22 protein-coding genes, 5 tRNA genes and 1 pseudogene are annotated in these 19,242 nt (G+C 30.1%); 17 read left to right on the top strand and 11 right to left on the bottom strand.

Annotated features, from left to right (window positions below):
• The first annotated feature begins 129 nt into the window (after positions 1–129).
• Positions 130–1,320, top strand: a complete 1,191-nt coding sequence (locus ABXT72_RS04270; RefSeq protein ID WP_415277730.1) for a class I SAM-dependent methyltransferase — start codon at positions 130–132, stop codon at positions 1,318–1,320.
• A 4-nt stretch (positions 1,321–1,324) separates the two neighbouring features.
• On the opposite strand, the gene grxD is transcribed toward ABXT72_RS04270, so the two are convergent.
• Genes grxD through sfsA form a run of 9 tightly spaced genes read right to left on the bottom strand, consistent with a single transcriptional unit; the run spans position 1,325 to position 8,554 of the window.
• A complete protein-coding gene (grxD, locus tag ABXT72_RS04265) occupies positions 1,325–1,657 on the bottom strand; it encodes a Grx4 family monothiol glutaredoxin (RefSeq protein ID WP_415277729.1) in 333 nt (110 codons plus the stop codon).
• Positions 1,657–1,887 (bottom strand): BolA/IbaG family iron-sulfur metabolism protein, encoded by a 231-nt coding sequence (locus tag ABXT72_RS04260; RefSeq protein WP_168606144.1) that lies wholly within the window; start codon positions 1,885–1,887, stop codon positions 1,657–1,659. Before ABXT72_RS04260 ends, grxD begins: the two co-directional genes overlap by 1 nt.
• Before the next feature lies 1 nt (position 1,888).
• On the bottom strand, positions 1,889–4,081 hold the full coding sequence (gene purL, locus ABXT72_RS04255) for a phosphoribosylformylglycinamidine synthase subunit PurL (RefSeq protein WP_415277728.1): 2,193 nt from the start codon (positions 4,079–4,081) through the stop codon (positions 1,889–1,891).
• A complete protein-coding gene (gene purQ / locus ABXT72_RS04250) occupies positions 4,081–4,764 on the bottom strand; it encodes a phosphoribosylformylglycinamidine synthase I (RefSeq protein WP_415277727.1) in 684 nt (227 codons plus the stop codon). Before purQ ends, purL begins: the two co-directional genes overlap by 1 nt.
• A 6-nt stretch (positions 4,765–4,770) precedes the next feature.
• Positions 4,771–5,013 (bottom strand): phosphoribosylformylglycinamidine synthase subunit PurS, encoded by a 243-nt coding sequence (gene purS, locus ABXT72_RS04245; protein ID WP_415277726.1) that lies wholly within the window; start codon positions 5,011–5,013, stop codon positions 4,771–4,773.
• A 1-nt stretch (position 5,014) separates the two neighbouring features.
• The gene (gene purC, locus ABXT72_RS04240; RefSeq protein ID WP_415277725.1) at positions 5,015–5,797 is read right to left on the bottom strand and encodes a phosphoribosylaminoimidazolesuccinocarboxamide synthase; all 783 of its coding nucleotides are present in this window, start codon (positions 5,795–5,797) and stop codon (positions 5,015–5,017) included.
• Positions 5,797–7,089 (bottom strand): adenylosuccinate lyase, encoded by a 1,293-nt coding sequence (gene purB, locus ABXT72_RS04235; RefSeq protein ID WP_415277724.1) that lies wholly within the window; start codon positions 7,087–7,089, stop codon positions 5,797–5,799. The genes purC and purB overlap by 1 nt, the downstream gene beginning before the upstream one ends.
• 3 nt (positions 7,090–7,092) lie before the next feature.
• A complete protein-coding gene (map, locus tag ABXT72_RS04230; protein WP_415277723.1) occupies positions 7,093–7,863 on the bottom strand; it encodes a type I methionyl aminopeptidase in 771 nt (256 codons plus the stop codon).
• Positions 7,856–8,554, bottom strand: coding sequence for a DNA/RNA nuclease SfsA (sfsA, locus tag ABXT72_RS04225; RefSeq protein ID WP_415277722.1), 699 nt, complete (start codon positions 8,552–8,554; stop codon positions 7,856–7,858). The genes map and sfsA overlap by 8 nt, the downstream gene beginning before the upstream one ends.
• Before the next feature lie 21 nt (positions 8,555–8,575).
• On the opposite strand from sfsA, the gene ABXT72_RS04220 reads away from it, so the two are divergent.
• The 7 genes and pseudogenes from ABXT72_RS04220 to ABXT72_RS04190 all read left to right on the top strand — a co-directional run bounded on the left by ABXT72_RS04220 (position 8,576) and on the right by ABXT72_RS04190 (position 14,366).
• Positions 8,576–9,325 (top strand): competence/damage-inducible protein A, encoded by a 750-nt coding sequence (locus tag ABXT72_RS04220; protein ID WP_415277721.1) that lies wholly within the window; start codon positions 8,576–8,578, stop codon positions 9,323–9,325.
• A gap of 4 nt (positions 9,326–9,329) precedes the next feature.
• Positions 9,330–9,734, top strand: coding sequence for a gamma-glutamylcyclotransferase family protein (locus tag ABXT72_RS04215; RefSeq protein ID WP_415277720.1), 405 nt, complete (start codon positions 9,330–9,332; stop codon positions 9,732–9,734).
• Between the two features lie 454 nt (positions 9,735–10,188).
• Positions 10,189–10,338 (top strand): DUF5989 family protein, encoded by a 150-nt coding sequence (locus tag ABXT72_RS04210; RefSeq protein WP_415277719.1) that lies wholly within the window; start codon positions 10,189–10,191, stop codon positions 10,336–10,338.
• A 21-nt stretch (positions 10,339–10,359) separates the two neighbouring features.
• Positions 10,360–12,194: pseudogene (locus ABXT72_RS04205) on the top strand (carbamoyltransferase).
• On the top strand, positions 12,172–13,407 hold the full coding sequence (locus tag ABXT72_RS04200; protein ID WP_415277718.1) for an SGNH/GDSL hydrolase family protein: 1,236 nt from the start codon (positions 12,172–12,174) through the stop codon (positions 13,405–13,407). The pseudogene ABXT72_RS04205 and the gene ABXT72_RS04200 overlap by 23 nt, the downstream one beginning before the upstream one ends.
• A gap of 90 nt (positions 13,408–13,497) precedes the next feature.
• Positions 13,498–13,582 (top strand) — tRNA-Leu (locus ABXT72_RS04195).
• Positions 13,583–13,586: 4 nt separating this feature from the next.
• Entirely contained in the window at positions 13,587–14,366 is a 780-nt protein-coding gene (locus ABXT72_RS04190; protein WP_415277717.1) for an NAD kinase, read from the top strand.
• A gap of 4 nt (positions 14,367–14,370) precedes the next feature.
• Here the strand turns inward: ABXT72_RS04190 and ABXT72_RS04185 are convergent.
• Both ABXT72_RS04185 and rlmB read right to left on the bottom strand, forming a co-directional pair.
• Positions 14,371–14,446 (bottom strand) — tRNA-Thr (locus tag ABXT72_RS04185).
• Between the two features lie 33 nt (positions 14,447–14,479).
• Positions 14,480–15,223, bottom strand: a complete 744-nt coding sequence (rlmB, locus tag ABXT72_RS04180) for a 23S rRNA (guanosine(2251)-2'-O)-methyltransferase RlmB (protein WP_415277716.1) — start codon at positions 15,221–15,223, stop codon at positions 14,480–14,482.
• A gap of 130 nt (positions 15,224–15,353) precedes the next feature.
• On the opposite strand from rlmB, the gene ABXT72_RS04175 reads away from it, so the two are divergent.
• The 9 genes from ABXT72_RS04175 to rplJ all read left to right on the top strand — a co-directional run bounded on the left by ABXT72_RS04175 (position 15,354) and on the right by rplJ (position 19,241).
• Positions 15,354–15,439, top strand: a tRNA-Tyr gene (locus ABXT72_RS04175).
• A gap of 46 nt (positions 15,440–15,485) precedes the next feature.
• Positions 15,486–15,559: transfer RNA gene (locus tag ABXT72_RS04170), tRNA-Gly, on the top strand.
• A 47-nt stretch (positions 15,560–15,606) separates the two neighbouring features.
• Positions 15,607–16,797, top strand: a complete 1,191-nt coding sequence (tuf, locus tag ABXT72_RS04165) for an elongation factor Tu (protein WP_415277715.1) — start codon at positions 15,607–15,609, stop codon at positions 16,795–16,797.
• Positions 16,798–16,804: 7 nt separating this feature from the next.
• Positions 16,805–16,880 (top strand) — tRNA-Trp (locus ABXT72_RS04160).
• A gap of 19 nt (positions 16,881–16,899) precedes the next feature.
• The gene (gene secE / locus ABXT72_RS04155) at positions 16,900–17,091 is read left to right on the top strand and encodes a preprotein translocase subunit SecE (protein ID WP_006996799.1); all 192 of its coding nucleotides are present in this window, start codon (positions 16,900–16,902) and stop codon (positions 17,089–17,091) included.
• On the top strand, positions 17,091–17,621 hold the full coding sequence (nusG, locus tag ABXT72_RS04150) for a transcription termination/antitermination protein NusG (protein ID WP_415277714.1): 531 nt from the start codon (positions 17,091–17,093) through the stop codon (positions 17,619–17,621). Before secE ends, nusG begins: the two co-directional genes overlap by 1 nt.
• Complete coding sequence (gene rplK, locus ABXT72_RS04145; protein WP_415277713.1) at positions 17,621–18,046, top strand: 50S ribosomal protein L11; 426 nt, start codon at positions 17,621–17,623, stop codon at positions 18,044–18,046. The genes nusG and rplK overlap by 1 nt, the downstream gene beginning before the upstream one ends.
• Positions 18,046–18,735 (top strand): 50S ribosomal protein L1, encoded by a 690-nt coding sequence (gene rplA, locus ABXT72_RS04140; RefSeq protein WP_415277712.1) that lies wholly within the window; start codon positions 18,046–18,048, stop codon positions 18,733–18,735. Before rplK ends, rplA begins: the two co-directional genes overlap by 1 nt.
• A gap of 5 nt (positions 18,736–18,740) precedes the next feature.
• Positions 18,741–19,241, top strand: coding sequence for a 50S ribosomal protein L10 (gene rplJ, locus ABXT72_RS04135; protein ID WP_415279163.1), 501 nt, complete (start codon positions 18,741–18,743; stop codon positions 19,239–19,241).
• Position 19,242: the final 1 nt, after the last annotated feature.

Here is a 19,242-nt window from a genome sequence, read left to right as displayed (position 1 = left end):
TCTATTTTTTAAAACAGTTTACCTAATTTTACTGTTAAAATTCCAATAAAATCGAGAAATAATCCTGAGTGAATTTTATATAAATTCATTATATATTTTTCTTATAAAAAAATTTTTATGAGAACTTAAATGCAACTTGCAAGATATCTAGATAAATTATTCGAGAAAGATGGTTTTTTATTAATTGATGCAAATTCAAATAAATATATCATAGGTACACCAAAAAATAACAACCCAATTACAGTTAAGATTTTAGATAAGAATCTCCATTATAAATTATTTTTTCGTCCAGATTTATATTTTGGAGAAGCTTATTCTAATGGTGATATACAAATCGAAAATGGAAGTTTGACCGATTTTTTAGATATAGCGCTTATGAATATAGGAAGAGGCGAATTAAATATTTTTAGTATGCTGATAAATAAATTTTATGGTTCTTATAGATATTTAACAAACTTTAATTTTATAAAAAAATCTAAAATGAATGTTGCTCATCATTATGATCTTTCAGATGATTTATACAGTTTATTTTTGGATCCTAAAAAACAATACTCTTGTGGATATTTTAAAAATGAAAATGATACTCTAGAAGAAGCTCAAAATAATAAGATACAGCACATAATAAAAAAACTTAATATAAAGCCAAATCAAAAAGTTCTTGATATAGGTTGTGGCTGGGGATCTTTAGCTATAGATATTGCAAAAAGTACTAATTGTGAAGTTACTGGAATTACTCTATCTGAAAATCAGTTTAACTACTGTGTTAAAAAAGCAAAAGAGCTTAATTTAGAAAATCAAGTTACCTTTAAACTAATAGATTACCGTCAGTTAGATGAAAAGTTTGATAGAATTGTAAGTGTTGGAATGTTTGAGCATGTGGGTAGAAAGTTTTATAAAAATTTTTTTAAGAAAATCGATAAGTTGCTTAATGATGATGGTATTTCTTTAGTACACACTATTGGTTCAGTTAACCCTCCTAGAGACCCACATCCCTGGATAACTAAGTATATCTTTCCAGGTGGTTACACACCTAGTCTGAGTGAAGTAGTAACACCCATAGAGAAAGCTGGATTAATAGTATCTGATATAGAAGTTCTAAAATTGCATTATTCTCACACCCTAAGACACTGGAAAGAAAATTGCATAAAAAACAAAATTCAAATAATCAATATGTTTGATGAAAAATTTTTTAGGATGTGGGAGTTTTATTTAGCTAGTTGTGAAAGCGCTTTTAAATGGGGAGACCAAGTGGTTTATCAATTCCAACTAACAAAAAACTATGTCTCAACACCCGCTACTAGAGATTATATTTATAAGTAATAAATTATTTCTTAAAATTAATTCCTTTATCCTCAAGTACTTTCTTGAGTTCACCGTTTTCATACATTTCTTTAAAGATGTCACAGCCACCAACAAATTCACCCTTAATGTAAACTTGTGGAATAGTAGGCCAGTCACTAAATTCTTTTATACCTTCTCTTAAAGCTTGAGATTCTAGAACGTTGATCCCTTTATAATTTACTTCTAAAATTTTTAACATGTTTGATGTAGCCATAGAAAATCCACACTGAGGAGCATCGGGCGTTCCTTTCATAAATAAACATACTTCGTTAGTATCTATGTGACTTTGAATTAAATTTTTTGTGCTATCGTCCATTATTGCTCCTTTGTTTTAATTGCTAATGCGTGCAGTTCGTTACCCATTTTTCCTTTTAAAGAATTATATACCATCTTGTGTTGTTCAATTTTGCTTTTTCCAGAAAATTTACTTGAAGTAATTGTTGCTGAGTAGTGATTACTATCTCCTGCTAAGTCCTGAATTTCTATTATAGCATCTGGTAAAGCTTCTTTAATAAGTGTTTCAACTTCTTTTATATCCATTGCCATTTTAATTTTCCATGTAGTTAATTAACCAATTTGTATGTGATTTAATCAAATCGTCAATTGATACTTTTGTCTTATCGTCAATTATTAAACTATCGTCATTTACCAATCCAAGTTCATCAAAATGTACTGAGTTTTCTTGAAGTATCTTAGTGGCACTTTCAAGATCAATTTTATTAATTTCAATAATATATCTTCCTTGGTCTTCACCAAATAAGTATTCAAACTGATTAATTAAGTAATTTGGTTTTTTAAGAGTTACACCTTTTTTACCTTTAATACACATTTTAGAAAGAGCCGTAATTATACCTCCTAAAGAAACATCATGTGCAGATTTTATAAATTTTTTATCAATAAGTTTTAATATTGTTTCACCATTATTTTTTTCATTGAAAAGATTGATTTCAGGAGGAGGTCCATTTTTTTCATTTAAAATATCTCTTGCAAATAAGCTTTGATCAAGGTGACCTTCAGTTTTACCTATAACCAAAAGTATATTGTCAGCTTCTTTTAAGTCCATTGTAACCATGTTTTGATAATCTTTAATTAATCCAACTCCCCCAATTGCAGGAGTGGGTTTGATACCAATATCTTTGGTCTGATTATAGAAGGAAACATTTCCTGAGACAACTGGGAACTCTAAGTAAGCGCTTGCTTCACCTAAGCCTTGAACGCATTCAACAAACTCACCCATATTCTCTTTATTTTCAGGACTACCAAAATTTAAACAGTTAGTAATTGCAATTGGTTTGGCACCAACTGAAATTAAATTTCTCCAACTTTCACAAACAATTTGTTTTCCACCGGTTAAAGGATGAGCCCAACAATATACAGCAGATGAATCAACGGATGCTGCAACAGCTTTATTAGTACCATGAACTCTAACAACACCTGAGTCACCACCAGGTTTTTGAATAGTGTCTCCCATAACAGTGTGATCATACTGTTGCCAAATCCATTCTTTGCTACACACATTTGGATTAGATAAAATTTTGTTTAAAATATTTTTTACCTTTAAGGTTTTAAATAGCTCTTTCTCAATTTTAATTCTTTTAGGTAATTTAGCTTTTTTCCATTTTCGGTCATACATAGGTGAGTTTTCAACTAATGTATTAACAGGAATGTCTGCTACTTTTTCATCGTCAAAATAAAGTTCAATTTTTTTACTTTTTGTTGTTTTGCCAATTACTGCAAAATCTAAATTCCATTTATCAAATATTTTTTTAGCCATTTCTTCCATGCCATTTTCTAGAACAATAAGCATTCGTTCTTGGCTTTCTGAAAGCATAATCTCATAAGGGGTCATGTTTGCTTCTCTACAAGGTACTTTATTTAAATTGATTTCAATTCCTAAATTTCCTTTGGAAGCCATTTCAATACTTGAAGAGGTCAAACCTGCAGCTCCCATATCTTGAATTGCTATAATCGAGTCTCCTGCCATTAATTCTAAACAGGCCTCTAATAATAGTTTTTCAGTAAAAGGATCTCCAACTTGAACGGTTGGTTTTTTTTCTTCAATTTTATCATCAAATGAAGCTGACGCCATACTAGCACCATGTATCCCATCACGACCTGTTTTTGAACCAACATAGATCACAGGTTTTCCTAGACCTGCAGCTTTTGAATAAAAAATCTTATCTTTTTTAACAAGACCAAGGGTCATAGCATTTACTAAAATATTACCATTATAAGACTCGTCAAAGCTAGTCTGACCAGCAATTGTTGGAACTCCCATGCAATTACCATATCCACCAATTCCATGAACAACACCACGTAATAAATTTTTAGTCTTTTTATGCTGAGGTGAACCAAAATGAATTGAGTTTAAATTAGCTATTGGTCTTGCTCCCATTGTAAAAACATCCCTCATAATGCCGCCAACACCAGTTGCAGCACCTTGGTAAGGCTCAATAAATGAAGGGTGATTGTGACTTTCAATTTTAAATACTATTGCATCATTATCTCCAATATCAATAACACCAGCATTCTCCCCAGGTCCTTGAATCACATTTTTTCCTTTAGTGGGTAAGTTTTTAAGATGAAACCTTGAAGATTTGTAGGAGCAATGCTCATTCCACATCGCTGAAAAAATACCTAGTTCGGTAATATTTGGAATTCTTTTTAATAAATCACAGATTTTTTTATATTCATCTTTTTTTAAACCGTGATCGATTGCAAGTTGTTCGTTAACTATCATTATTTTAAATTATCAATTAAGTTTTTAAAAAATATTGAACCATCTTCACCTGATAGAGCAGGGTCAATCATTCTTTCAGGATGAGGCATCATCCCTATAACATTTTTTTGCTTATTAAATACACCGGCTATATTTTGTAATGAACCGTTGGGATTAGATTCTTCATTAATATTTCCGTTTTCATCTGAATAAAATAAAGCTATTTGGTTATTGTCATTAATTTCTTTAATTTGTTCTTTAGAGCAAAAGTAATTTCCTTCATTATGAGCTATATGAAACTCATATACCTCTTTCTTATCATCTTTAAAATAAGTGTTGTCTTTATTGTTAGCTTTAACAAAAATATTTTTACAAATAAATTCTAAATATTTATTTCTAAGTAGTACACCTGGTAGTAAACCAGATTCAACTAGAATTTGAAAACCATTACAGATTCCCATAACTTTACCACCCCCTTGAGCAAAGTTTAGAACAGATTTCATAATTTTTGATTTTGATGCCATACTTCCACATCTAAGATAGTCTCCATATGAAAAGCCACCCGGTAAAACCACTAAATCACTTTTTGGAAGCTCAACATCATCATGCCAAACCATTTTGTTTTTAAAGCCAAATTTTTTTAAAGCAATATCCATATCTCTATCACAATTAGATCCAGGAAAGGTTATTACAGATGAATGCATTATTTATTATTGTGATCCAATAATTTTAAAGTCTTCTATTACTAAGTTTGCTAAAAGTTTCTTACACATCTCTTCAACTTTTTCTTCAGCTTTTGTCTTATCACTTTCGTTTGTATCAATTTCAAAATACTTACCTTGCCTTACTTCATTGATACCTTCAAATCCCATGCCATCTAAGGTTTGATGAATAACTTTACCTTGAGGATCTAAAACATCTTTTTTAAGAGTTATAATTACAGATATTTTCATATTATTTTCTTTTTTTAATTGATCTTAATTTTGTAACATTGACAGCACTTAAGTTTGATTGCTCATGCAATATACCAAGTCTTTTAGCAACTTCAGTGTAAGCTGGGATTAAATCACCCAAGTTCTTACGAAATCTGTCTTTATCTAGTTTTTTATCAGTAATACTGTCCCACAATCTACAAGTATCAGGGCTAATCTCATCAGCTAAAATAACTTCATTTTTCCCATTTTCTTTAAGTCTTCCAAATTCTAGTTTAAAATCAATTAGTTTAATTCCAACCCCTCTAAACATTCCAATCATAAAATCATTAATTCTAAGGATCATTTTCTTAACTTTTTCTAATTCAGATTTTGTAGCCCAATCAAAAGTTAATATATGCTCCTCTGCAATAAGTGGATCACCTAAACTGTCATCTTTTAGGCAATATTCTAATAAAGGCTGTTTTAAAACTGTTCCATCTTCAATACCAAGTCTTTTAGTAATAGAGCCCGTTGCAACATTACGAACAATAAACTCAATAGGAATAATCTCTACCAATTTAATAATTTGCTCTCTCATGTTTAGTCTTTTAACTAAATGATTTTTAATTCCAATTTGGGTTAAGTTAGATAGGATATGTTCAGATATTCTATTGTTTAAAACACCCTTACCTTCAATGGTTGATTTTTTTAGGTTGTTAAAAGCTGTCGCGTCATCTTTAAAATATTGGATAACTAAATTTTTATCAGATGTTGCGTAAATTATTTTAGCTTTACCTTCGTATAATTTCTTACCTTTTTTCATTATTTAAAAACTCTTCTAAAGATTAAATCTACATTTTTAAAGTGTGATGAGTAATTAAATATAGCCTTCAACTTTTTTGAGGAAATTTTAGCCATTATGAATTCATCGTTTGATATAACATCGAATAAATTTAGGTTTTCTGCAAAACATTTTTTTGCATAGTTTTGAACCATTTTGTAAGATTGTTCTCTACTTAATCCTGATTTTGTCAATTCCAACATTACTTCTTGTGAAAAAATTAAACCTTTAGTTATATTTAAATTTTCAATCATCTTTTTTGGGTAGACAATCATTTTATCTAAAATATTACTAAGTCTAGCTAAAGCAAAATCTAAAGTTATGTTTGCGTCAGGACCAATATTTCTTTCAACACTTGAGTGGGAAATATCTCTTTCGTGCCATAGTGCAATATTTTCTAGCGCAGGGATAACAGCACTTCGAACCATTCTTGCAAGACCTGTTAAATTTTCACTTAATATTGGATTTTTTTTATGAGGCATTGCTGATGAACCTTTTTGATCTTTTGAAAAAAATTCTTGCACTTCATAAACTTCTGTTCTTTGTAAGTGTCTAATCTCAATTGCAACTCTTTCAACTGATCCAGCGATGATTCCAAGAATAGAAAAATAAAAAGCATGTCTATCTCTTGGTATTACTTGAGTTGATATAGGCTCAACTTTTAAACCAAGTTTTTTTGCTACATGTTTTTCAACATTAGGATTAATATTTGCAAATGTGCCAACAGCACCAGAGATTGCACATGTTGAAATTTCATCAATTGCATCAACTAATCTTTTTCTATTTCTCTTAAATTCCTCATAAAATGAAGCTAATTTTAAACCAAACGTGATAGGTTCAGCATGAATTCCATGACTTCTACCCATACAAGGGGTGTATTTGTATTTTTTAGCTTGTTTCTTTAAAACTTTGAGAATTTGATCGATATCACTAAGTAGAATTTTACCTGATTGAACTAATTGAATATTTAAACTGGTATCAAGAACATCAGATGACGTCATACCTTGGTGAAGATATCTTGCTTTAATTCCTGCTTTTTCAGTAACAGAGGTTAAAAATGCTATTACATCATGTTTAACTTTACTCTCGATTTGGTGAATTCTTTTAACATTTATTTTAGCTTTTTTTCTAACAACAGATGCAACGCCTTTGGGAATTTGACCTAATTTTTCCATGGCTTCGGCTGCTGCAACCTCTACATCGAGCCAAATTCGGTATTTATTTTCTTCTGACCATATGTCAGTAAGCTGTTTTCTAGAATATCTTTCAATCATTAATTATAAGTAAGGAGGCTTGGAATAACCTTTAACAGATTCTGTAAAGATTTCATAACCATTTTCAGTAATACCTAACGTATGCTCAAATTGTGCTGATAAAGATTTATCTTTTGTAACTGCTGTCCAGCCATCTTTTAGCATTTTTACATCCCATTCACCGGTATTTATCATAGGTTCGATTGTAAAAGTCATGCCAGGTCTAAGCTCCATCCCTGTATTTCTTCTTCCATAATGTAAAACATTTGGTGGTTCGTGAAATGTTGTACTTATTCCGTGACCACAAAAATCCCTAACAACTGAGTAGCCTTTTTTTTCAACAAAAGATTGTATTTCATATCCAATGTCACCTAATTTTAATCCTGGCTTTAGTAAATTTATTGCTCTCATCATCGACTCGTACGTTGCATCAATTAAGTTATTAACTTTAATAGGAGTTTTGCCAACACAAAACATTCTACTAGTGTCACCATAATGTTCATTAACTATAGCCGTCACATCAACATTTAAAGCGTCACCTTCAACTAAAATTCTATCAGAAGGTATACCATGACAGACAACATGGTTTAAAGATGTACATAATGATTTTTTAAAGCCCCTATAAAATAGAGGAGCTGAATAAGCACCGTTGTCTCTTATAAATTCATAGCCTAATTTATCCACAAACTCTGTGGTTACACCTGGCTTAATATTTTCTGTAAGCATATCAAGAGTTCTTGCTGCAAGATTTCCCGCAACTCTCATCTTTTCAAATTTTTCTAAATAATCAGGCATTAATAATCTTAATTTTTTTATCTATTTTAATTTCTTTTGAACTTATTTTACATTGATATGCTAAAAAAATAACTCCAGCTTTTTTTGCAAGTAAATAATTTTCATAATATTCTTTATCAATGTCTTTTGCTATTTTAAAATTATCCACACCCTGTATTTGGACTAAGAATAATAGATAAGATTTATAACCTTTTTTAATAGCCTCTATAAGGGTTTTTAAATGTTTTGAACCTCTAGTAGTAACCGCATCTGGAAATTCTGCAGTTTTTTCTTCTCTAAATAAAGTAACATTTTTAACTTCTACAAATATTTTTTGTTTATTTTTTTCAACTAGAAAATCAAACCGTGTTTCTTTATCAAAAAATACCTCAGGTTTAATACTGTCATTGTTTGAAACTTCTTTAACTAAATTATTTGATAAACCATGGAAGGCAATTTTGTTAGCAAAATGAGTATTAACACCAACTAAATTTTTTTTAACTTTAATTATCTCAAGAGTATATTTTAACTTTCTTCTAGGGTTGTCATTTTTAGACACATAAACCTCATTTCCTTCATCCAATAAACCCTTCATAGATCCAGTATTAGGACAATGTGCCGTCACAATTTTATTGCTAATTTCAACATCAGTAAAAAATCTCTTATATCGTTTGATAAGTTTGCCTTTAATTAAAGGTTTGGTAAATTTCATATTTAAATTATATATTTAATAATGATCCAAAATACAAAATTTAATGCCGCAATACTTATTATTGGTAATGAAATCCTCTCAGGAAGAACACAAGACACTAATACTGGCACAATTGCACAATGGCTTAATTCAATTGGTGTAAAAGTTAATGAAGTAAGAGTTATCCCAGATATCGAAAATATAATTGTTGATACTGTTAATCATTTAAGAAAAGTTAATAATTATGTATTTACAACTGGTGGCATTGGTCCAACACACGATGATATTACCGCACAGTCTATTTCAAAAGCATTTGATCTTGAGTATGAAATTCACAAAGAAGCTTTTAAAATATTAGAAGCTTATTACAAGGTAGGAGAGTTTAATGAGGGCAGACAAAAAATGGTATGGATGCCACGTAATGCTAATTTAATATTAAATCCAACAAGTGGTGCGCCAGGTTTTAGTATAGAGAATGTTTTTTGCTTACCAGGAGTTCCTTCAATTTTAAAATCAATGTTGGGTGGATTAAAAAACAAGATAGTAGGGGGAGACCCAATATTAAGCCACACAATAAGTTTAAAAACTGTCGAAAGTGAAATTGCAAACTCTTTAACTAATGTCCAGGATAATAATAAAGATGTAGAAATTGGAAGTTATCCTTTTTTTCAAGCAGGCAAATTAGGTGTATCAATAGTAATACGATCTGAAGACCAACTTAAAATAGATAAATGTAGTTCTGAAATATTAGAGTTTGTTAATCAAAAAAAAATAGAAGTAGTTACTAGATAGTTAAATGCTTTATTTCGCTTACGGCAGCAATTTAAATCATTTTCAAATGAAAAGAAGATGTAAAGATAGTGTCTTTTTAAAGAAAATTAATTTAACTAATTTTAAATTAACTTTTAGAAGCAAATATAGAGCTGCAGATATAGAGCCTAAAAAAAACTCAATTGTTCCAGGAGCTTTATTTGAAATATCTAAAAGTGATGAAAAAAAATTAGATGTTTATGAAGATTATCCAGTTCTATATAAAAAATATTATTTTACTTATTATGGCAAGAAAGTGATGACTTATACAATGGTAAAAAAAACACCTTTTAGATTTCCAACTGAAAGATATTTAAATATTGTAAAAAGAGGTTATAAAGATTGTATGTTAGAGATTAAATATTTAAATAAAGCTCTTATACATTTATAAAGAATTATTTATAATGATTAAATCAATAGATTGATAGATTAAATGAACAAACATCAGAATGTAAAAACAGTGTCAAATAAAAACTTTGGAGTTTTTTTTTCAATAGTTTTTTTATTACTAAGTTTGTATTTTTTATTTTATAACAACATCAATTTAGGAATATTTTTTTCTGTTCTTTGTTTTTTCTTCTTTATAATTTCTTTTATTAGTCCAAATTTTTTAGGTCCATTAAATAAACTATGGTTTTTGCTTGGTATATTTTTAGGTAAAATTATTAGTCCAATTGTACTAGGAATAATCTATTTCTGTATATTCACCCCAATATCTATTTTTTTTAAGTTAATTTCCAGAGATGAGCTAAATTTAAAATTTCATAAAGGGATTAATTCATATTGGATTAAAAAAGATTCTAAAAATAACTCTACTCAATCTTTTAAAAATCAATATTAATAAAATGAATTTTTTAATTGAGTTGTTACAATTTTTGAAATATCGAAAAAAACTATGGTTAGCTCCAATAATACTAGTGATTTTAATGGTAGGAGGATTACTTGTTTTAACAAAAGGAACAGTCGTTGCTCCATTTGTTTACACTTTATTTTAATAAATGAGTAATGACAAAAAAATTTATATACTTGGAATATCTGCTTATTATCATGACAGTGCCGCATGTTTATTGTGTGATGGTGAAATAATTGCTGCTGCACAAGAAGAACGTTTTACAAGAAAAAAACATGATTCAGAATTTCCAATACATGCAGTCAAATATTGTTTAAATCAGGCGAAAGTCCAATTAAAAAATATTAATAAAATAATTTTTTACGAAAAACCATTTGTAAAATTTGAGAGATTGCTTGAAACATATTTAGCATTTGCTCCTCAAGGATTTAAAAGTTTCATAAAAGCTATGCCATTATGGGTAAGAGATAAATTGTTTCAAAAATCAAAAATAGTTAAAGAATTGTTAAAAATTGGTGGAGGAGAAACTGATTTAAAAAAAAAATATTATTTTCTGAGCACCATCTTTCACACGCTGCGAGCGCATTCTACCCATCACCTTTTGAAAAATCTGCTATTTTAACATTTGATGGTGTTGGAGAATGGACCACAACTTCTGTTTCAATTGGTAAAGGAAGAAATTTAAAAATAATTAAAGAAATTCATTTTCCACATTCAATAGGCTTATTGTATTCAGCTTTTACATATTACACGGGATTTAAAGTAAATTCAGGTGAATACAAAGTTATGGGTTTGGCTCCTTACGGTAAACCAAAGTATTATCATATAATTAAGGAAAATCTTATTAGTATCGCAGAGGATGGTAGTTTTAAATTAAATTTAAAATATTTTAATTTTGCTACGGGCTTAACTATGACAAATAAAAGATTTCATAATTTATTTGGTGGTCCCCCTAGACAACCCGAAAGCAGAATTACCCAAAGAGATATGGATTTAGCAGCCTCCATTCAAAAAATTACTGAGGAAATTGTGATTAAAATTTCAAGAAACATAGCTATAGAGACTGGTGAAAAAAATTTATGTCTCGCGGGGGGAGTAGCTTTAAATTGTGTTATCAACGGAATTTTATTACGTGAAAATATTTTTGAAAATATATGGGTTCAGCCAGCAGCTGGAGATGCAGGAGGCTCTTTGGGCGCTGCTTTGGTTGCATGGCATTTATATTTTGAAAAAGAAAGAAGGAGCAATTTAAGTATTGATGGAATGAAGGGTTGTTATATTGGTCCGGAATATTCAAACGAACAAATAGAAAACGAATTATCTAAATTAGAAGCCAGTTATAAAAAATTTCCCTTAAATGAATTATTAGATGTTATTGCTAAAGAAATTTCAAATGAAAAAATAGTTGGTTGGATGCAAGGAAGAATGGAGTTTGGACCAAGATCATTAGGTAACAGAAGTATTCTTGCAGATCCACGATCTCCTTCAATGCAAAAAAAACTAAATATTAAAGTTAAACATCGTGAAAGTTTTAGACCATTTGCTCCAAGCATAATTTTCAATCATTTGAACTCATGGTTTAATCATAGCTCACCAAGTCCTTATATGATGTTTGTCTCAAAAGTTAAAGATGACAAATGCATACAAATGACTGATGAACAAACCGCTCTGTTTGGAATAGATAAATTAAATGTTAAACGTTCTTCTATTCCAGCTGTAACGCATATTGATTATTCTGCAAGAATTCAAACTGTTCATGAAGAAACTAATCCAAGATATTACCATTTAATAAATAAATTTTATGAAATTACTAAATGTCCAATATTAATTAATACATCTTTTAATGTTCGTGGAGAGCCAATCGTATGTACACCCACAGATGCATTTAACTGCTTTATGCGTACAGATATAGATATTCTTGTTATAGGTAATTTTTTATTAAAAAAAGAAAATCAAAATTCATTAAATCAAAAAACTTATGAAAAATATAAACTCGATTAAAAGTTTATTTGTAATATTTCTAAGCACAATATTTTCAATATTAGTCGCAGAAATAGTGTTGAATAATTTTTATGTAATGGTAAATAGTGATATTTCTGATTTGTATCAGAATGATGATTACCTTGGGTGGAAGTATGTTCATGGTAACCATATAATTTTAGATCCAGATAGAAATAAAATTAATATAACGATTGACGAAAATGGTTTTAGAAATAATTTTGATATTTTTGCTAATACCAATAAAGATAAAGTTTTATTCATTGGAGACTCTGTTACCGCAGGATTACAGGTTTCAGATGAAAAAACTTTTTCAAGTATTTTAGTAAAAATAAATCCAAATTTACAAGGTATAAATTTAGGGGTTAATGGTTTTTCATCTGACCAAGCATATTTAGTCCTCGAAAAGTATATTGAAAAAATTAATCCATCTGTAGTAGTTTATACATTTGTTATGAATGATCCTGAATATAATTTAAAGGATAGACTAAAGCACAATTCTTATGAGTGGGGTAAGCCATATTTTAGCAATAATGGAGAATTGATGTTAAAAAAATTCTCAAAAAAACAAATAGAACAAGGTCTTAGTAGTTTCGCTGAATTTAAAAAATTCTCAAAAAAACAAACAGAACAAGATCTTAGTAGTTTCGCTGAATTTAAAAAATGGTTAAAGGATAAAAGTACATTAGCACTATTAATTTCAAATACAAAATATGAATTGCAATTGACTTTTAAAACAAGAGATAAAGAAAAAAAAAAACAAAGATCAAGATGTGAATCTTGGACAAATTTAGATAGATTTTCTAGGTATGATTCAACTGAATGGGAAGCAAGATGGAGTAAAACAGAAATGATTATAAAAAAAATCAAAAATTTAACTGACAAAAAAAATTCTCATTTAATAATAACTAATAATACACACCCATTTTTTGTTAATGAAAAATTAAAACAAATCGGAGAGGGTTGCGCAAAATTATTTGATGTAGACAATTTTGATATTAACTACCAAATTGATAAAATCTCCCAAATAGGAAAAAAATTAAACATAAATATTATTCAACCAAATTTCAAAAACATTACTAAGTATATTAACAAAAATAATTGTAATCTTGTTTTTTCAAAAGATGGATTTTTATATAACGCTCATTTATCTAAATGTGGACATCAATATATAGCTGAAACTTTAGAAAAATCTATTTCAAGATTAATTTATTGATTAAAGGTAATGTATTTTTTTTTAAAAAATTTACTTATATGACTTGTTCATTTATAAATATTAGCATAAATACACATGAAATTCATTAATGCCCTCGTGGTGAAATTGGTAGACACAACGGACTTAAAATCCGTGCCTTTTTGGAGTGCCAGTTCGAGTCTGGCCGAGGGCACCATTAAATGAGAGACAAGGTATATTTAGTTTTTGATAAAACGAAGGCATCTTTGAAGATTAAATCAATCTTAATTAAAAAGATTAATATTGCAACTTTAAGAAATTCGAACATAATAATTGTGTTAGGTGGAGATGGTTTCATGCTGCAAACATTAAAAAAATTATACAAATATAAAAAACCTTTTTATGGAATTAATTCTGGAAACTATGGTTTTTTGATGAATAAGTTTTCTAATGAAAACTTTATTAAAAATTTGAATATCTCTAACAGTGTAAAGATTTATCCTTTACAAATGACTGTGACTAATAAAAAAAATCAAACAAAAAAATCAATAGCTATTAATGAGGTTTCTATATTAAGACAAAGCAAGCAGGCATCATCAATTTCTATTACAGCTAATAAGAAAAACATTATTAAAAATCTAATCTCTGATGGCGTGTTAGTTTCAACACCAGCAGGTAGTACAGCTTATAATTTATCAGCACATGGACCAATTCTAAATTTAGATTCAAGAAAACTAGCAGTTACTCCTATTAGTCCTTTTAGACCTAGAAGATGGAAGGGCACAATTGTTAGTGATAAATCTAAAATTTTAATAAAAAATTTGGATATAAATAAAAGACCTATCAGTGCTGTTGCAGATAATTTTGAAGTTAGAAATGCAAAGACAATTAAAATTGAAGCTGATAAGAAAATTAGTTTTGAGTTATTGTACGATAAATATAACAGTCTTCACAAAAAGATTAAGATTGAGCAAACACGAAAAGAAACTTCAAATAATTGAGTGATGGTGCCCCCGCACGGAGTCGAACCGCGGACCTATTGATTACAAATCAATTGCTCTACCAGCTGAGCTACAAGGGCATAACTGATTTCTATTAAGAAATCTTAGACTAATCAAGAATTTTTTTTCAAATAACTTAAATGATGAAACACAATCGCTGCACTATTTGAGATATTTAAGCTTTCTACATCCTTATTTATATCAATTTTAACTAAAAAATCTGTGTACTTTCCAGTATGTTCTCTCATACCAAAACCTTCAGATCCAAATAAGAGAACGTTTTTTCCTTCCCATTTAATATCTGTAAAGTCTTTTTCTCCTCTTGCATCAAACCCATAAACCCAAAAATTTTTTTCTCTTAAATTTTTAAGTGTGGAGTTTATGTTTGATACTTCAAAAATATTAATATGTTCCATACATCCACTTGCAGCTTTATACATAAGCTTACTATCAGATGGAAACTGTCTTTCTTTAACTATTAATCCGTCTATATGAAATGAAGAAGCACTTCTAATTAACGATCCAATATTTCTTGGATCTGTTACTTCATCTATACAAACAAACGTTAGATTATTTTTTCCTTTTATAAATTCTTTTAAGTCGGGTTGATCTAAATGTTCAACTTCTGCAATATATCCACCATGCATCATTTGATCTTTAGAAGTGTACTTATCTAATTCTTTTTTTGATTTAAAATAAACCTTAACGTCTTCAAGAACATTTTTCTTTGGGTTTTTTCTATGAATATTTTTTTTACTTTCTTCTGTTAAAAAAACTTTTAAAACCTTCCTTTTGGGGTTTCTTAGAGCCTCAATAACAGCATGTTGACCAACGATTAAAAAAGATGATTTATTCATAAAATTATCTTTGTTTTATACGTATTTTCCACTATTTTCACAGTAAATCTCGTGTTGCAATTGCATAATAAAAATATATAAAACGCATGTTGTTTGAAGCTTTATTGAAGAAGGGGACACTTCCCCAAAAGGAGGGGTTCCAGAGCGGTCAAATGGGGCGGGCTGTAAACCCGTTGACTTCGGTCTTCGAAAGTTCGAATCTTTCCCCCTCCACCATTCAATAAAATTTCTTATAACAATGGAGTGTTATTCTTGATGTTGTGCGGGTGTAGTTCAATGGTAGAACGCTAGCCTTCCAAGCTGGATGTAAGAGTTCGATTCTCTTTACCCGCTCCAAGAAAAAAAGAAATTATTAATAAAACTAAAACTGAGGTAAAAAAGTAATGTCAAAAGAAAAGTTCATAAGAAATAAACCACACTGTAACATTGGTACAATCGGTCATGTCGACCACGGTAAAACAACATTAACTGCAGCGATCACAAATGTTTTAGCAGAAACTGGTGGAGCAAAAGCTGTAGCTTATGATCAAATTGATAAAGCCCCTGAAGAAAAAGAAAGAGGAATTACAATTTCAACTGCTCACGTTGAATATGAAACTGAGAAGAGACATTACGCACACGTTGATTGCCCAGGTCACGCTGACTATGTAAAAAACATGATTACAGGTGCAGCTCAAATGGATGGAGCTATCTTAGTAGTTAACGCTGCTGATGGTCCTATGCCTCAAACTAGAGAACACATTCTTTTAGGAAGACAAGTTGGTATCCCTTCAATTGTTGTTTATTTAAATAAAGTAGACCAAGTTGATGACAAAGATATGATTGAACTTGTTGAAGAAGAAATTAGAGAACTTTTAACTTCTTACAAATATCCTGGCGAAACAACTCCCATCATTAAAGGATCTGCATTAGCTGCTGTTGAAGGTAGAGATGAAGAAATTGGAAAAAATTCTATTATAGAATTAATGAAAGCTGTTGATGAATTTATTCCTCAACCAGCTAGAGATGTTGACAAACCTTTCCTAATGCCTGTTGAGGATGTTTTCTCAATTTCAGGTAGAGGAACTGTTGCAACTGGTAGAATTGAATCTGGTGTTATTAAAACTGGTGAAGAAGTTGAAATAGTTGGTGTTACTGAAACTAAAAAATCAGTTTGTACTGGTGTTGAGATGTTCAGAAAACTTTTAGATTCTGGTGAAGCAGGTGATAATGTTGGTATTTTATTAAGAGGTGTTGAACGAGATGATATTCAAAGAGGACAAGTTCTTTGTAAAACTGGTTCAATTACACCACATACTAAATTTGAAGCTCAAGCTTATGTACTTAAAAAAGATGAGGGTGGAAGACATACTCCTTTCTTTACTAAATACAGACCGCAGTTTTACTTTAGGACAACTGACGTAACTGGAGAAGTTACATTACCAGCAGGAACTGAAATGGTTATGCCTGGTGATGACGCTAAATTCACTGTTACATTAATTACTCCGATTGCCATGAGTGAAAAATTAAACTTTGCTATTCGTGAAGGTGGTAGAACAGTTGGAGCTGGAGTAGTAACTAAAATTATAGAGTAAACTCTATAGGAGTGTAGCTCAATTGGTAGAGTGCCGGTCTCCAAAACCGGAGGTTGAGGGTTCGATTCCCTCCACTCCTGCCAATAAGCTAAACAGTATATTATGAAAAACCCGATAAAATTTATCCAAGAAGTTAAACAAGAAGCCTTCAAGGTTTCTTGGCCTACTGGAAAAGAGACAATGCAAGGTGCATTAATGGTATTTGCTATGGCAGTTATTATGTCTCTTTTCTTTTTACTTCTTGATCAAGTGCTTAAATTTTTATTGGAAGCTTTACTAAAGGTAAGTATTTAATGAAAAATTGGTATATTGTTCAATCTCACTCAAATTTTGAGAATAAAGTTGCTGGATTAATTAAAGAAGAAGCTGAAAAAGCAAAAATTTCAGATAAAATTGAAGAAATTGTTGTTCCTACACACGATGTAACAGAAGTAAAAAGAGGAAAGAGAATTCAGAGAAAAAAGAAGTACTTTCCTGGTTATGTTTTAATTAAAAGTGAAATGGACAATGATCTCTATCATATGATTAAAAATTTAAAGCGTGTTAGTGGATTTTTAGGTTCAAAAGGTATTCCTGTTCCTGTTTCTGATAAAGAAATAGAAAAAATTTTAGGACAAATAAAAGATGGTGTAGCTCAGCCAAAATCTGGTATAGAATACACCATTGGTGAAAAAGTTCAGGTTGTTGACGGTCCTTTTGCATCATTTAGTGGTATGGTTGAAGATATAGATGAAGAGAAATCAAGACTTAAGGTTTCTGTTTCAATATTTGGAAGACCAACACCAGTTGATTTAGAATATAACCAAGTAGAGAAAGCAAGTTAATGGCAAAAGAAATTAGTGGATATATAAAGTTACAAATTATGGGAGGACAGGCTAATCCTGCTCCACCAGTTGGTCCAGCTTTAGGTCAACGTGGCATTAACATAATGGAATTTTGCAAAGCTTTTAATGATAAGACCAAAGCATTTGCTGGAAAACCAATTCCAGTTATTATTACAGTTTATAAAGATAAAAAATTTGATTTTGAAATTAAATCTCCACCAGCATCTCATTTTATTAAAGAAGCTGCAAAACTTAAAGGTGGATCAAAAGAACCTGGCAGAAGTATAGCTGGATCAATTACAAAAAAACAAGCAGAAGAAATTGCAACACAAAAAATGAAAGATCTTAATGCTCATAGTTTAGAGCAAGCTGTAAAAATTATTGCTGGTTCAGCAAGATCAATGGGTATAGAGGTTAAAGACTAATGCCATCAAAGAGATTTAAAAAATTACCAGAAAAAACTAAGGACCTAGCTTCTGAACTGATAGAAAAATTATTATCAGATGTTAAAAAGAACTGTACTACAAAATTTGATGAGTCTATCGATCTATCCTTTCAAGTTAACAACAAACAAAAAAAAGGTGAAGTTAATATTAGAACGGTAGTTAATTTACCTGGTGGAACGGGTAAAAAAGTAAAAGTCGCTGTTGTATGTGAGGATGATAAAGCACAAGAGGCTAAGGATGCAGGTGCGGATATAGTAGGAAGTGATGAGTTTATTGATAAAATTAAAGCAGGTGAGTTAGATTTTGAAAAATTAATTTGCACTCCAGGAATGATGGTTAAACTTTCAAAACTTGGAAAAGTTTTAGGACCAAAAGGTCTTATGCCCAATCCAAAACTTGGATCTGTTTCTGACGATGTAAAACAAGCGGTAACAGACGCTAAGTCTGGTCAAGCTGAAATTAGAAATGATAAAGATGGAAACATTGGTGTTAGTATTGGAAAAAAATCCTTCCATGACGATCAACTATTAAAAAATTATTATACTATTTTAGACACTTTAGAAAAAGAAAAAGGTAACCTTACTTTAAAAGGTGATTTGATTAAAAATACTTTTGTAACATCTAGTATGGGTGTTTCGTATAAAGTTAAATTAGGAAAAATTATATAGTTATGATGAACAAGGAGCAAAAAAAGAATTATATTAGTGAAATGGAAACTCAGTTTCAAAACAATGAAGCTATAATGGTAACGCACTACCAAGGTCTTACAATGACACAGCTTGATGAACTAAGAGCTCAAATGAGAGAGCATGGGATTAAGTTTAAGATTACTAAAAACAGAATCACTAAGTTAGCAATTGAAAAAACGAAGTGTAAGGAACTTTCGAATTTATTTACCGGAGCGACTGCTGTAGCTTTTTCTGATGATGCTATAATGTCAGCTAGAATTTTATCAAAATTTGCAAAAACTAATGAAAACCTAAAACTTTTAGGTGGAATTATGGGTAGCGATGTTTTAGACCAAGCTGGAGTCCAGAATGTAGCTAATTTACCAACACTAGATGAGGCTAGAGCAAATATTGTGGGTATTCTAGCAGCACCAGCGTCAAAATTTGTAAGTATTTTGCTTGCACGTTCCGAAAAAATGAGTAGTTTGAGCCCAGAAAATTCTTAAA

Origin of the sequence: Candidatus Pelagibacter sp. Uisw_094, from assembly GCF_047729535.1 — a bacterium.
Classification (GTDB): Bacteria; Pseudomonadota; Alphaproteobacteria; order Pelagibacterales; family Pelagibacteraceae; genus Pelagibacter.
Note: the sequence above shows the minus strand (reverse complement) of the source record. Positions and strands in the feature narration are given on the sequence as shown.

What these genes read in the sequence shown, in the direction of transcription:
- ABXT72_RS04270 (WP_415277730.1), top strand. Translation starts at nt 130, where the DNA reads ATGCAACTTGCAAGATATCTAGATAAATTATTCGAGAAAGATGGTTTT.
- rplA (WP_415277712.1), top strand. Translation starts at nt 18,046, where the DNA reads ATGCCATCAAAGAGATTTAAAAAATTACCAGAAAAAACTAAGGACCTA.
- purS (WP_415277726.1), bottom strand. Translation starts at nt 5,013, where the DNA reads ATGAAAATATCTGTAATTATAACTCTTAAAAAAGATGTTTTAGATCCT.
- sfsA (WP_415277722.1), bottom strand. Translation starts at nt 8,554, where the DNA reads ATGAAATTTACCAAACCTTTAATTAAAGGCAAACTTATCAAACGATAT.
- purB (WP_415277724.1), bottom strand. Translation starts at nt 7,089, where the DNA reads ATGATTGAAAGATATTCTAGAAAACAGCTTACTGACATATGGTCAGAA.
- ABXT72_RS04215 (WP_415277720.1), top strand. Translation starts at nt 9,330, where the DNA reads ATGCTTTATTTCGCTTACGGCAGCAATTTAAATCATTTTCAAATGAAA.
- purC (WP_415277725.1), bottom strand. Translation starts at nt 5,797, where the DNA reads ATGAAAAAAGGTAAGAAATTATACGAAGGTAAAGCTAAAATAATTTAC.
- rlmB (WP_415277716.1), bottom strand. Translation starts at nt 15,223, where the DNA reads ATGAATAAATCATCTTTTTTAATCGTTGGTCAACATGCTGTTATTGAG.
- ABXT72_RS04210 (WP_415277719.1), top strand. Translation starts at nt 10,189, where the DNA reads ATGAATTTTTTAATTGAGTTGTTACAATTTTTGAAATATCGAAAAAAA.
- purQ (WP_415277727.1), bottom strand. Translation starts at nt 4,764, where the DNA reads ATGCATTCATCTGTAATAACCTTTCCTGGATCTAATTGTGATAGAGAT.
- ABXT72_RS04220 (WP_415277721.1), top strand. Translation starts at nt 8,576, where the DNA reads ATGATCCAAAATACAAAATTTAATGCCGCAATACTTATTATTGGTAAT.
- ABXT72_RS04200 (WP_415277718.1), top strand. Translation starts at nt 12,172, where the DNA reads ATGAAAAATATAAACTCGATTAAAAGTTTATTTGTAATATTTCTAAGC.
- nusG (WP_415277714.1), top strand. Translation starts at nt 17,091, where the DNA reads ATGAAAAATTGGTATATTGTTCAATCTCACTCAAATTTTGAGAATAAA.
- ABXT72_RS04260 (WP_168606144.1), bottom strand. Translation starts at nt 1,887, where the DNA reads ATGGCAATGGATATAAAAGAAGTTGAAACACTTATTAAAGAAGCTTTA.
- grxD (WP_415277729.1), bottom strand. Translation starts at nt 1,657, where the DNA reads ATGGACGATAGCACAAAAAATTTAATTCAAAGTCACATAGATACTAAC.
- secE (WP_006996799.1), top strand. Translation starts at nt 16,900, where the DNA reads ATGAAAAACCCGATAAAATTTATCCAAGAAGTTAAACAAGAAGCCTTC.
- map (WP_415277723.1), bottom strand. Translation starts at nt 7,863, where the DNA reads ATGCCTGATTATTTAGAAAAATTTGAAAAGATGAGAGTTGCGGGAAAT.
- purL (WP_415277728.1), bottom strand. Translation starts at nt 4,081, where the DNA reads ATGATAGTTAACGAACAACTTGCAATCGATCACGGTTTAAAAAAAGAT.
- ABXT72_RS04190 (WP_415277717.1), top strand. Translation starts at nt 13,587, where the DNA reads ATGAGAGACAAGGTATATTTAGTTTTTGATAAAACGAAGGCATCTTTG.
- tuf (WP_415277715.1), top strand. Translation starts at nt 15,607, where the DNA reads ATGTCAAAAGAAAAGTTCATAAGAAATAAACCACACTGTAACATTGGT.
- rplJ (WP_415279163.1), top strand. Translation starts at nt 18,741, where the DNA reads ATGAACAAGGAGCAAAAAAAGAATTATATTAGTGAAATGGAAACTCAG.
- rplK (WP_415277713.1), top strand. Translation starts at nt 17,621, where the DNA reads ATGGCAAAAGAAATTAGTGGATATATAAAGTTACAAATTATGGGAGGA.